Genomic DNA, 13,085 nt, shown 5'->3' with positions numbered 1-13,085 from the left:
AAACAATAGGGAGGTTCGCCGAGGAATGAAACAGCTTGTACAAAACTATCGTAAGGGATTGTTGAAGGTTTGCGAGGTGCCGGCACCGATGGTGCGGCCGGGCGGATTGATCGTCGCGAGCCGGTGCTCGCTGATTAGTGCCGGCACCGAGCGGGCAAGCGTGCGGGTCGCACAGAGAAGCCTGATGGGCAAGGCGATGGAACGACCCGATCAGGCCAGGAAAGTGATGGACCAGGTGAAGAAAAAAGGATTGGTGGAAACCGCCAAACTGGTTCTCAATCGCCTGGATGCTCCGGTGGCATTGGGCTACAGCTGCGCCGGGGTGGTGATCGAAGTAGGGGACGAGGTACAAGGTTTCAAGGTCGGCGATAACGTCGCCTGCGCCGGACAGAACTATGCGTCCCATGCCGAAATCGTGTTCGTCCCGAAGAATCTGTGCGTAAAACTCCCGGAGGGGGTCGATTTCCAGGACGCGAGTTATGTTGCCCTGGGCGCCATCGCCTTGCAGGGCATTCGCCAGGCCGAGCCGCGGTTGGGAGAAACGGTCGCGGTCATCGGCTTGGGACTGCTCGGCCAGTTGACGGTTCAGCTGTTGCTGGCCAATGGTTGCACGGTGATCGGATCGGATCCGGACCCCTACAAGCTGGAAATGGCCCGAGAGTCCGGTGCAATGGCCGTGCTGCCGGGGCAACTCGAAGAAGCGGCGGAAAGCCTGTCGAAAGGGCAGGGGGTGGACGCCTCGATCATCACGGCGAGCGCCAAGGACAACGGACCGGTGCGCACGGCCGCGGCGGTCTGCCGCAAGCGCGGCCGCGTGATCGTGGTCGGCGCGGTGAGCATGAATCTTCCGCGCGAGCCGTTTTATCTCAAGGAGATCGATCTCCGGCTTTCGACCTCGTACGGCCCCGGCCGCCACGATCGGGTCTACGAAGAGAAGGGAGTGGATTATCCCTATGCCTATGTCCGCTGGACCGAGCGGCGCAACATGGAAGCCTTCTTGGACCTGGTCCGAAAACGGCATCTGGACCTGAAGCGACTGACGACCCATCGCTTTCCCATCGATCGTGCGACGGACGCTTACACCCTGATCATGGAAGAGACCGAGCCCTATCTCGGCATCGTGCTGGATTATCCGGCGATTGCCGGAGACCGGCCGGCTCGGGTGGTCGAGCTGCGGCCGGCCAGGAGCGAATCCCGCGTGCGCCTGGGCATCATCGGCGCCGGCAACCACGTTAAAGACATGCTGATTCCGCATCTTCGGGGCCGGCCCGGCGTGGAAATCCGTGCCGTGTGCACCGGCAGCGGGATCGGTGCCCGCGCGGTGGCGGACAAGCTTCAAGCGGCCTACTGTTCGAACGATTACGAAGCGATATTGGACGATAGGGACATCAACGCCGTTCTGATCGGGACCCGCCACGACAGCCATGCGGCCATGGTCGTAAAGGCGCTGGGCGCCGGCAAACACGTCTTCGTCGAAAAGCCTTTGTGCCTCGACGAAAACGAACTCGACGGGATCGCGGAGGTCTACGTCCGCGCGGCGCATTCGGGTCTGCGGCTGATGGTGGGATTCAACCGAAGACATTCGCCGCATGCGCGAAAGGTCCGAGCCCACTTCGACGGGCGCACGAGTCCCCTGGTCATGGTTTACCGGGTCAATGCCGGGACGATCGATCCGAGCCACTGGATCCAGGACCGCGCCGTCGGCGGCGGACGCATCATCGGCGAAGGCTGCCACTTCGTCGATTTGATGCAGTCCGTTTGCGGTTCTCCGGTGACGACGGTTCGGAGCGTTTCGGTCGGATATCACCAAACCGGCATTACCAACGACCAGAGCATCATGGCTTTGGAATTCGCCGACGGCTCGGTGGGAACGCTGGTCTACGCGGCGGCGGGAGATACCGGGTTGGCCAAGGAGCGCTTCGAGGCGTTCGGCGGCGGCAGAGCCGCCGTCATAGACGATTTCACGTCGACCGAACTCTACTCGGGCGGAAGGCGGCATGCCTTCCGCACCAGGAAACAGGAGAAGGGTTTCTTTGAAGAGATGGCTTTGTTTTGCGCGAGCCTGCTCAGGCCCGATGTCGTATTACCGGCTTTTGACGAAATCGAGGCGGTGACGCGCGCCTGCATCGCGGCCGAACGGGGTTTCGTTACCGGCGAATGTTATCCGATAGGCACGACCACGGTCGTGCCGGGCGTAAGTTCTGCGGCTCTAACCTGATTCCGCGCGCTTTCAAGGAAGATCCGCGATGCCCAGCCAAGTGCCGCCGCAACACTACAGCTTCGAGAGCTACGTTACGCCCGCCCGGTGGAACTCATACTGGCACCAAATCAGGGAGGTTGTTGCCGCGAAGCCGGATGATGTGCTTTACATCGGGATCGGAGACGACATCGTGCCGAAAGTTCTGGAGGCGCGGGGCATCAGGGTAAAGCGATTCGATTTCGATCCGAGTCTTGGCTGCGATTTCACCGGAGACGTGCGGGAAATCGCTTCGATCGTGCCCGTCGGCAGTGCGGATGTCGTCGTGTGTTGCCAAGTTCTCGAACATCTGCCGTACGAAGATTTCGAAGAAACGCTAAAAGGAATTTTCCGGATTGCCAGAAAGCGCGTCGTGTTAAGCCTTCCCTACGCTCACGTGACGCTTGCCGGTTTGCGGATGAAATTGCCGAAGACGCCGCGGATCTCGCTCAATTTGACTTTGCCTTGCTTTTGGCAGGATTGGAAATTCGACGGACAGCATTACTGGGAAATAGGCACGAAATTCTATTCAAGGAGGCGGATTGAAAATTCCATATCCAGGGTGGGGCGTATCGCTTACCAATTTTTCGCCAGCGACAACAAGTATCATCTCTTCTATATCTTGGAAAAATGAATATTTCCGCTGATTGAGTATTTTCTTGCGCGGTTACGGAATGGAAATGTTCTATGGGTGGCGCCGAAAACTGCACGCACGTTTCGATGCCTCTTCGCGCTTCAAGAAAAACTTTCTTAAAGTCGCCTCGGCGAGCCTCTTTGCCCAGGCCTTGCCGGTACTGGTCTCTCCGATCATGACTCGCTTGTACTCGCCGCACGATTACGGCGTTCTCGCTCTTTTTGCCGCCATACTGGGTGTCGCGGTGGCCATCGCCACCATGCGCTTCGATTGGCTGGTCGCCGCGGCCCACACAGAAAAATCGGCCGCCTATATCGAGGTGATCGGTATCCTCTATCTCTTGCTGATGTCCTTAGCCTATTTCGGCGTCTCCTTTTTCGGTCTCCATCATACGATCGCGTTCGTCGACTGGCGGATTATCGACCCTTTTCTCTGGCTCGTGCCTGTGGCCGTATTCGGGAGCGGTCTTCACACCCTGTTTTCGGGCTGGTTCGTTCGCGCGGCCCATCTCACCCCGGTAGCACGGGCACGAGTGAGACAAAGCCTGGCCGTGGTCGCGCTCGGTCTGATCGGCGGCATCTATTCTCTCGGAGCGCTGGGATTGATCGGGGCCACGGTGCTCGGCGCCTTCATCGGTGTCGGAGGTCTGTACCGGCACGCCCGGAACGATCTGCGGCGCAGCCTCGCGAATATCCGCGCGCTCGCGCTGTGCGCGAAAGCCCGAGCGATCCGGCGGCGCGTGCTGGTTTCGGGAAGTACGGGGATCATCAACGTCAGCGGCTTGCTATTGCCCGCCATCATGATTTCCCACCATTTTTCGGCCGTCGAGTTGGGGTGGTACGCGCTCATGTACCGCCTCGCCACCGGGCCGGTAAGTACGCTCACCGGCGCGGTCGGGCAGAGCTTCTGGGGCGAGGCGCGGAGCCTGGCCAATAGCAATCCCAAAGCGCTTCAGGCGCTGTTCGAGCGGACCTCGAGCCGGCTCATGCTTCTGAGCATCCCCGTCGCGATCGCCTGTCTCGCGGGTCCCTGGTATGTGGGCCTGATTTTTGGAAAGGAAGAATGGAGCGGCGCGGGCGAAGTTCTCGCCGCATTGACGCCCTTCATCGTCGCTCAAATCATCGCGTCGCCGCTTTCGTCCGTCATCACGATCATGCGTCATGAAAGATGGCTATTTTTCTGGGATCTGGCGAGAACGCTAGTCGTGATCGCGATTTTTTCGGCGAGCGGACACTACAACATCGGTTTGACGACGGCGGTGCTCTCATATGCCATCGGCATGGCCGTGATGTATGCGCTCCTTTTTTACAAGACGCGGCGAATCATCGTTTCCCAGGGATAGGAGCCGATTCGAACTCCGATAGGCGCCCATAAGGCTATGGAAAGCATCATCTGGTACGTCAAACGCCTCGGCGTTATGAGCGGGGGGGAGATCGTTCATCGGCTCAACGAGCTGTGGACGCTGCGGCGGTTGCGGCGGGAGCATCGCCTTGGCGGCCGGCATGCGGACCGTCGTCCGGACGGCTTCACGTTCTGTCGTGGCTCCGTCCGGCAGATGCCCGATCTTCCCTTTGCCTTTCTGCCGACCGCTGCCGAAACCGAAAGCTGGCTGGCCGGGGAGTGGCCGGCCTTGGGATGCCGGTGGGCCTGGGCACCCGATCCGGGCATTTGGCATGTTGCCCCCGATACCGGCCACGTTTGGCCGCAAACCTTCTTCGGATCGATTGCGTATCGACAGGGCAATCCGTATGGCGATGCGCGCGTGGTGTGGGAACCCTCCCGTCTACAGCAATTGGTGAATTTGGCGCTGCTGGCGAACGCGGACGAGGACCGGGCGCGGGAAGCGGTCGAACTGATGGAAGCCGTGCTCGATTCCTGGGTGAAGGCCAATCCGCCCCTGACCGGGATTCATTACGTGTCCGCCATGGAATGCGCACTGCGGGTGATCGCCGCGTGCCATGCGCTGGATCTGACGAGAGATCGCCTAACGGCGCCCGAACAGACTTGGGGCAATCTGTTGAGGCTCGTTTCGTCCCACGCGCCACTCATCGCGAAAAGGTTGTCGCTTCATTCCTCGGCCGGCAATCACACCGTCGCGGAGGCCGCGGGGCTGGTCTATGCCGGAACCCTGTTCCCGGAGCTGCCGGATGCCTTTCGATGGCGGACGCGGGGACTTCGCATTCTCCAGCACGAAGCCGAGCGCCAGGTGCTCCCGGACGGGGGCGGAATCGAGCAGGCCTTCTGGTATCAGCTTTTCATCGTCGATTTGCTCGGGCTGGTAGAAGCGCTGCTCGAACACCGCCGGCACCGGGTACCGCGAGCCTTGGCCGATGCCGTTCGCCGTGGCCGGCGCTTCTTGAGAGCACTGGCCGACGGTCCGGACGATTTGCCGCGAATAGGGGATTGCGACGACGGCTACGCGCTGTCCCGCCATCTCCGCATCAGCTGGAGCGGACCGGCGCCGGCGGAAAATCCCGCGATCTTTCCGAATACGGGTTATACGGTCGTCAGGGGACGCGGCGAACGGCCGGTGCGGTTGATCTTCGATCACGGTCCGCTCGGCATGCCGCCGGCCCATGGGCACGCTCATGCCGATGCATTGTCCCTTCATGTGACGTTCGGCGGCAGCGAGCTTCTGATCGATCCCAACACATACACCTATACCGGCGATCCGACCTGGCGGCGCTGGTTTCGAAGCACCGCCGCCCACAATACGGTGCGCGTCGACGGGCGGGATCAGGCGAGACAGGAAACGTCGTTCCAATGGTCGAACGGCCACGACGCTTCCCTGGTGAAGTGTCATCGCGACGAAAGCGGAAGAATTCTGCTGCTGGCCCGGCATGACGGATATCGCCGGTTAGGAATCACCCACTGGCGGGCGATCGCCTTCGACGGGTCGGATCATCTGCTGATCCGGGATTATCTGGCAGGGCAGGGGCATCATGTCGCCGAACTGATCTGGCATCTCGGCGTCGAGGCGGCGCCCGCCGGAGCGGGGTTCGTCTTGAGCGGCAACGACATCGGCGCCCGGCTGGATCTTGCCGGAGGCGTCATGACCCTGCACCGCGGAGAAACGGATCCCATACTCGGCTGGCAGTCTCCGTGTTACGGAGTCCGAAAGCCGGCGGTTTCCATTCTGGTCCGATATGCCGGCGAATTTCCCCACCAATTCCACACTGCGCTCTCTTTCGATGATACACATCGCGACGGAATGGCGGCTTTGGAATTGTTATTGGAGCGCGCGATGGAGCCTTTGAAAACCATGTAATTCCATTCGGCATTCGAATGAACATTCATCGTAGGATGGGCAGAGCGAAGCGAAACCCATCGATGGCGGGTTAGCCCTTCGACAGGCTCAGGACAGGCCCCTAGTCTCCGCTCGGGACAGGCCCTTCGACAAGCTCAGGACAGGCTCCGCGTAACCCACCGATTGACGGTCGCTCGGTGGGTTACGGCGCACGCGAAGCGCAGTGATCGGCGGTCGGTCAGTGCTGATGTGCGCCTAACCCACCCTACAAACATGAATTCCTTATTGAAAGCGATTTGGAATAAGTCCCTGAATCGTGCCCTGACGACGTCACTTGAGCTTGCCATTCGATACGAAAACGATACGTAGCATTACTGGGGGTGTGACGATTTCACTGCGGATCGTGTCGATATGGTATGAGCGTCGATAACCCGCGATAAGCAGGGATCGACGGGTGGAGTCAGTCGTTCTCGATCTGTAGAACTCGTCAGGGAAGGGATTCCATGAATAACGAGAGAATCGATATTTTCGGCGTGCCCGTGGACGTCGTCGATTTCCCCAGGGCGCTGGCGACCGTCGACGATATCCTTCGAGGCGATGGGGGCGGATTTATCGCGGCGGTCAATCCGGAAAAGATCATGCGGGCCCGCGACGACGCGCGGCTCTTGCAGGCATTGAAGAGCGCGAAGCTGCTCATCCCGGACGGCATCGGCGTGGTCTGGGCCGCGCGCTGGCTGGGGCTGGGCTGGCCGAGCAGGGTGCCGGGAGCCGATCTGATGCCGGCCATCTGCGAAATCGGCGCGGCCCAAGGGCGAAACGTCTTTCTGTTCGGAGCAAGCCCCGAAGTGAACGAAAAGGTGGCCCGGATTCTTCCCGAGCGGCATCCGGGGCTTCGCATCGCCGGCTTTCAGCACGGCTATGTCCGCGAACCCGATATGCCGAGGCTCGTGGCCGACATCAACGCATCGAGGGCCGAAATTCTGTTCGTCGCACTGGGAAGCCCCCGGCAGGAGTTCTGGATGATGCAGCACGCCCCCGAGCTCTCGGTAAAAGTGTGTCAGGGCGTGGGCGGCAGTTTCGATGTCATTGCCGGAAAGGTGAGGCGCGCTCCGGCGCTGTTCAGGCGCATGCATCTCGAGTGGTTTTACCGGCTCGCCCGCGAGCCCCAAAGACTCCGGCGGCAAGCCGAACTGCCGAAATTCGCATGGCGCGTGATGCGCGAGAAGTGGGCGAATCGCTCGGGCGTAGCGATGAACTGATGCATCATCGCTCCGGGCAGGATGCCTAGATGGATCAAGATATCGTGAAGGGAATTCACTCCGAGTTGCAGCGGAGGGCATCAGGCCGGGTCTGGTCGAGGCTCGCCATACTCGGTGTCTTGATAGCCATCATCTTTTTCGACGCGTTGACCTATACGGTCGATGCCTGGCTCAATTCGGATGAATATAGCCACGGCATCCTCATCCCCTTCGTCACGGCTTTTCTCATCTGGCAAAAAAAGAACGATATCGCGGCCGCGAGGATATCCGGATATCCGCCCGGTTCATCGCTCGTCGTCGCCGGATTGGCGTTCTTCTTTCTGGGCGAATTGAGCACGCTGCTCATCATCGAGCAGTACGCATTCCTGATCGTGCTTTTCGGCGTGGTTATCACCGCTCTGGGACCGGAAATTTTCCGCCTTGTCCGGGTTCCGCTGTTTTTTCTGTTTTTCGCGATCCCGTTGCCCAGTTTCATCTATCAGGGACTGTCTTCGGAGTTGCAACTGCTCTCTTCCCGGCTAGGGGTCGGCTTGATCCGCTTGTGCGATATCAGCGTCTACCTCGAGGGCAACGTCATCGACCTCGGCGCGTACAAGCTCCAGGTCGTGGAAGCGTGCAGCGGGCTTAGATACTTGTTCCCTCTCATGGGGCTGGCCTTCATCTGCGCTTACCTTTTCAAAGCGGCGCTTTGGAAGCGGGTGCTCGTGTTCCTGTCGAGCATTCCCATTACCGTTCTGATGAACAGCCTTCGCGTCGGGCTCATCGGGGTGCTCGTGGAATATCGGGGCCCGTCGATGGCGGAGGGCTTTCTGCACGATTTCGAAGGCTGGGCCATCTTCATGGCCTGTACCGCCATTCTGATCGGCGAGATTTGCTTGCTGGCGCGGATCGGTGAAGACAAGCGCCCGCTGAGTGAGCTTTTCGACATCGCTTTTCCCGAGCCTGCCCGAAAATATGCGGCCGAGGGCCGCGCCTTGGCTCCTTCTCCTTCCGGGAGACGGTGGCCCGAAGGGCCCGACGAGGGTGTCGCACCTCGAAAGCGGACGCTGCCTCGGGAGTTCTGGACGGTCGGAGGCATGCTGATCGTTGCGGCCGGCTTGTCGCTGTCTCTGGAGAAGCGGGCGGAATCGGTTCCGCCGCGCGCATCGTTCGCCGAGTTTCCGATGCAAATGGACGCCTGGCAGGGACGGCGCGAGATCATGGAACAGCAGTATGTCGATGCCTTGAAGTTCGACGATTACATCTTGGCCGATTTCAGCAAGAGCGGCGCGCCGCCGGTGAATTTCTACGCGGCCTATTACGCCTCGCAGCGCAAGGGCGAGTCGGTGCATTCCCCGCGTTCCTGCATACCGGGCGGCGGATGGCAGATCAAGTCCTTGGAGACGGTGTCGATTCCGGGCATCTGGCTTTACGCCGGCGATCTCAGGGTCAATCGGGTCCTGATTCAGAAAGGCGACGAAAGGCAACTGGTTCATTACTGGTTTCAGCAGCGTGGCCGGAATCTGACCAATGAATATCTCGTCAAGTGGTATCTGTTCTGGGACGCGCTGACCCTGAACCGTAGCGACGGCGCGCTGGTGCGACTTACGACCCGCGCACCTCCGGGCGAGGATCTCGCGGTGACCGAGAAGCGCCTCGTCAGTTTTCTCGCTTCGCTGATACCGCGATTGGACCGGTACGTCGCGAACTGAACGCCGGAATCCCATGCGTGGGCAAAGCGGCACTCGCATCGACGTCCATCCCATGATCTCTCCGGAGCGGAAGTCGGGCGGAAAGCGGAGTGCTAGGGGAATGAGAGGCTACTACGGCGAGTCGCCGTCGATATCACTGCAAAGGATGTGTGGGGCTGCCTCGGTTTATGTTTCATTTCTTCGTCTTTCTCACCGCCTTGTTCGTCGCGATGGTGTTGGTCGCGGTATTCATGCGGCTGGCGCCCCGCCTGAGGTTTGTCGACGTGCCGGACGGACGCAAGATTCACCATGCGGTTATTCCGCGGATCGGCGGTATCGGGATGGTCTTGGGCGCTGTAGCGTCCGTTTTGGCCTGGATCGATTTGAGCCGAAGCACCGAGATGTTTCTTTTCGGCATTGGCGTGATCACGGTTTTCGGCATGTGGGACGATCGCGTCAATCTCGATTACCGGACCAAATTCGCCGGGCAGCTATTGGCGATCGCCGTGGTGGTTTGGCTCGGAGGTGTGGCGGTCGAACGATTGCCGGGGTTCGAGAGCCGGGAAATTCCGGCGTTCGTTTCGTATCCCTTGACCGTCTTCTTTCTCCTCGGGACCACCAACGCCACTAATTTGTCGGACGGCCTCGACGGGCTCGCGGCCGGCTTGAGTCTCCTGAGTCTCGCCTGTATCGCTTCCCTGGCCGATCTCGCGGAAGGCGACGAGCTGGTTTTTACGAGCCTGGCCATCATCGGCGCGACGCTCGGCTTTCTCCGCTACAACACCCATCCGGCCATGGTGTTCATGGGCGACACCGGCAGCCAGTTTCTCGGTTTCAGCCTGGGCGTGCTGGTGCTCATGCTGACCGAGCAAGTCAATACCGCGCTGACGCCGGGACTCGCCTTGCCCATTCTCGGATTGCCCATCATCGATACCTTGATGGTAATGACGCAAAGGATGGCCGAAGGCCGATCCCCGTTCAAACCGGACAAAAGCCATTTTCACCACAAGCTATTGGCCCTAGGGTTCGATCAGTACGAAGCGGTGCTGGCCATATACGCCGTTCAATCCCTATTCGTGGTATCCGCTTATCTGTTCCGGTACGAATCCTACTGGCTGATCGCGGCGCTTTATCTGGCTCTGAGCGCGGCGGTCGTCCTGTTTTACCCGCTCGCCCGAAAGTTCGGATGGCGGCTGCATGGCGGCACCTCGCCCGTGACGGGTTTTCTCAAGCGCGCGCGCGACCGGGCGAGACTGGACGAAACCCCGAATCTGGTATTGAGCCTGCTCATTACCGGATTTCTGATCATGGGGGCCGTGGTAGCCAGGGAACTGGCGTCCGATATCCGTTACTTCGTAGCCGTCAGTATGACGGCCTGGCTGGTCGCCCGCGTATCGCGACTGCCAGCGGCCAGATGGATAGAGCGGTTCGTGATTTATGCCTGCGTCATCCTGGTGATCTATTCGATCGAGCTCTCCGGCGTTACGGAACGGCGTCTTTGGCACATCGGGCTGAAATACTTTTTCCCGGTCTTGGCGGCCGTTACCGCCGTGGGTGTGCGCTTCTCCGGACGTTATTATTTTTCCGTTACCCCGTCGGACTTTCTGGTCGTATTCATCCTGCTGGCGGCAGCCAACCTGCCTGTCTTCGGCGAAGTGAACTACGCCAAGCTGGCGATTCAGTCGGCCGTGGTGCTCTACGGCGTGGAGTTCGTATTGAGACGGCGAAGCGCCGCCAGCCTGGCGATATCGATCGGGGCCATGGCGGCTTTCGTGATCGTCGGAATCAAGGCGCTTTAGGGCGTTGCTCACCATGTCCTAGTCGTAGGCATGAATAAGCGAAGCGTTTCCGGCAAAGGCGTAGGAAGCTTGTCGGCAATCCTCTGCCGATAAAACCTGCTGGCCGACCCGTTAATGTCGTGAAAGGATTCGCTACCTACTATGCGGCCGTGGTTCGTAGGTCGGCAATCCCTTGCCGACAAAACGGTCACCGTCAGCCGAATCTCGGCAGCAGCACGAGCAGCCAGATGATGCCGGCCAAGGTCAGGGCGAGGAACACCGCCGCGGAACCCACGTCCTTGGCCCGGCCGGACAGTTCGTGATGCTCGAAGCTGATCCGGTCGACCACGATTTCGATACCGGTGTTGAGCAGTTCGACGATCAGGACCAGGAGAATGCTGCCCACCAGCAATGCCTTTTCGAAACCGGTTTGTCCGAGCCAGAATCCCAAAGGTCCGGTAACGATGAGCAGATAAATTTCCTGGCGGAAAGCTTCCTCGCTCAGCCAGACGGCTTTGAGTCCTTTCATGGAGTTGAAAAACGCCGCATGAATGCGGGACCAGCCGGTGAGATTCTGACCTGCCATGATTTCGAATTTACCCATCGGTTCGGTGAACCTGGCTCCAGATATTATCCACCCAGGATTTGTCGACCCTCAGATCGCCTTGCATCAGCCAATCGGCGACGGCCCGTGCCACATCGGGGTAGACGACCCGTGTGGCCCGGCTCTGTTGCAGCCAGGCCTCGACGGTGGGGCCGTCCAAGGTCTGCATCACTTGGCCGAGCTGCAAGACCTCCAGGGCCAGCGCATTGGAGTTCTGTTCCATCTGGCCGTGCAGCGGCTTGACCAGGAGCTTCTTGCCGAGATGAAGCGCTTCGCTGGTCAATTCGAACCCGGAGTTGCATATCACGCCGGCGGCGTCGGCGAAGTCGTGCTGAAATCCCTTCCGGGAAAGCTGTTTGATGTGGATGTGCTCGGGCCGCGGATGGCGTTCGTCCGGCATGGTCGAACTGTAGATGTGAAACTGACGATCGTGGAACGGCTTCAGCAAGCGGACGACCTGATTGATGTCTTCGAAGGGCAGATAGACGACGATTTTGTCCGGCTGAACCGCCGCGGGTTCGAGATCGGTCTCGATGATGGGCGGGAGGATGGGATGATGGAAATGATGCCAGTGCACGCCCAGGCCCACCGTGACCGGCGCGAAATACTTGAGCACCAGATTTCCCATGACATCGGCATTCGCCTTGGGGATATCGTAGCCGAAGGCGTACTGATGGCCGATGCCGACGGTTTTGATGCCCTGCAGCCGTGCGGCCCAGGCGGTAACCGGTTCGAAATCGCTGACGACGATGTCGTACTGGCTCAAGTCCAGGGATTTGACGTCGCGGACGAAGCTCGGAAGATTGTTGCGAAATGCGGTCTTGATGTACCGCACATTGCCGGCTTTGGTTTCGAAGGTAAGACCGGCACGCCATTGGTAGTCGCCGAAGACGTCCATTTCGAACAGCTTTTCCCAAGGGCGGCCGGAAAACAGGTAAGTGACTTCGGCTCCGGCTTGCTCGAGTTTGGGCGCGATGGCTCGCGCTCGGGTAATGTGACCATTGCCGGTGGCCTGAACGCCATAGAACACTTTCACGTAAGATGGATCTCTAAACTCAGAAGGGCCAAAAGGATTCCCATCAGCGCGCCGATCAGCGTGTCGGTGGGAAAGTGAACGCCGAGCACCACCCGCGCCATGCCCATCAGCACAGCCCAGGTTAGGAGCAGAGGCGCAAGGGCCGGATAAAAGAAACTCAGCAACGTCGCCACCAGGAACGCCGCGGAGGTGTGCCCGGACGGGAAGCTGAAACGGTCGGACGGAATGATGAAGCTCGGAATATTCAGCGCGGCTTGGGGCCGGTCGCGCCGGCACAGATTCTTGAGGATGAAATAGACCGGACGCTCGATGGCGAAGCCCGTTAACAGGCAAGCCAGCAGAACCGAGCCCGCAGGCTGCCCGGACCATGCCAGCACCAGGCCGAGGATCAGGTACAAGTGCCCGTCGCCGGTCTTCGAGACGCATCGCGCACCGCGAACCAGCACGCGCCGGGATTTCCGTTGCGTTACCCAGAGAAACAGATTGACGTCGTAGGTTTGGATCGTCTGCATGAATTTCATGGCACGCTACTCCCTAAGGGCTACTCCTAAACCTTAGCCGGGGCAGATGACAATCCGGTGACGGAAAGATGAACGATCCATGACAGCGCTTAGAACTCGT

Annotated in this window: 10 protein-coding genes; 7 read left to right on the top strand and 3 right to left on the bottom strand. The window is 59.9% G+C overall.

The window, feature by feature from the left end; translation table 11 throughout:
* Positions 1–25: 25 nt before the first annotated feature.
* The 7 genes from ACWJJK_RS14370 (at position 26) to ACWJJK_RS14340 (ending at position 10,845) form a co-directional block, all read left to right on the top strand.
* Complete coding sequence (locus ACWJJK_RS14370; protein WP_454128215.1) at positions 26–2,218, top strand: bi-domain-containing oxidoreductase; 2,193 nt, start codon at positions 26–28, stop codon at positions 2,216–2,218.
* A gap of 28 nt (positions 2,219–2,246) precedes the next feature.
* Positions 2,247–2,870, top strand: a complete 624-nt coding sequence (locus ACWJJK_RS14365) for a class I SAM-dependent methyltransferase (RefSeq protein WP_086135456.1) — start codon at positions 2,247–2,249, stop codon at positions 2,868–2,870.
* Between the two features lie 40 nt (positions 2,871–2,910).
* Positions 2,911–4,212 carry a lipopolysaccharide biosynthesis protein gene (locus ACWJJK_RS14360; RefSeq protein ID WP_454128214.1) on the top strand — a complete coding sequence of 434 codons (1,302 nt, stop codon included), beginning with the start codon at positions 2,911–2,913 and terminating at the stop codon, positions 4,210–4,212.
* Positions 4,213–4,248: 36 nt separating this feature from the next.
* Entirely contained in the window at positions 4,249–6,138 is a 1,890-nt protein-coding gene (locus tag ACWJJK_RS14355; protein ID WP_454128213.1) for a heparinase II/III domain-containing protein, read from the top strand.
* A gap of 482 nt (positions 6,139–6,620) precedes the next feature.
* Entirely contained in the window at positions 6,621–7,376 is a 756-nt protein-coding gene (locus tag ACWJJK_RS14350) for a WecB/TagA/CpsF family glycosyltransferase (protein ID WP_077729176.1), read from the top strand.
* Positions 7,377–7,405: 29 nt separating this feature from the next.
* A complete protein-coding gene (locus ACWJJK_RS14345; RefSeq protein WP_454128212.1) occupies positions 7,406–9,067 on the top strand; it encodes an exosortase C-terminal domain/associated protein EpsI in 1,662 nt (553 codons plus the stop codon).
* 167 nt (positions 9,068–9,234) lie between these two features.
* Positions 9,235–10,845 carry a glycosyltransferase family 4 protein gene (locus ACWJJK_RS14340; protein WP_434112216.1) on the top strand — a complete coding sequence of 537 codons (1,611 nt, stop codon included), beginning with the start codon at positions 9,235–9,237 and terminating at the stop codon, positions 10,843–10,845.
* 193 nt (positions 10,846–11,038) lie between these two features.
* Here the strand turns inward: ACWJJK_RS14340 and ACWJJK_RS14335 are convergent, their stop codons facing one another.
* The 3 genes from ACWJJK_RS14335 to ACWJJK_RS14325 are packed head-to-tail and all read right to left on the bottom strand — an operon-like array spanning position 11,039 to position 12,985.
* Entirely contained in the window at positions 11,039–11,428 is a 390-nt protein-coding gene (locus tag ACWJJK_RS14335) for a diacylglycerol kinase (protein ID WP_434112218.1), read from the bottom strand.
* A complete protein-coding gene (locus tag ACWJJK_RS14330; RefSeq protein WP_086135462.1) occupies positions 11,421–12,464 on the bottom strand; it encodes an MJ1255/VC2487 family glycosyltransferase in 1,044 nt (347 codons plus the stop codon). The genes ACWJJK_RS14335 and ACWJJK_RS14330 overlap by 8 nt, the downstream gene beginning before the upstream one ends.
* Entirely contained in the window at positions 12,461–12,985 is a 525-nt protein-coding gene (locus ACWJJK_RS14325) for a phosphatase PAP2 family protein (RefSeq protein ID WP_077729172.1), read from the bottom strand. The genes ACWJJK_RS14330 and ACWJJK_RS14325 overlap by 4 nt, the downstream gene beginning before the upstream one ends.
* Between the last annotated feature and the right edge of the window lie 100 nt (positions 12,986–13,085).

The sequence above is a fragment of the Methylocaldum gracile genome (assembly GCF_053646815.1).
Note: the sequence above shows the minus strand (reverse complement) of the source record. Positions and strands in the feature narration are given on the sequence as shown.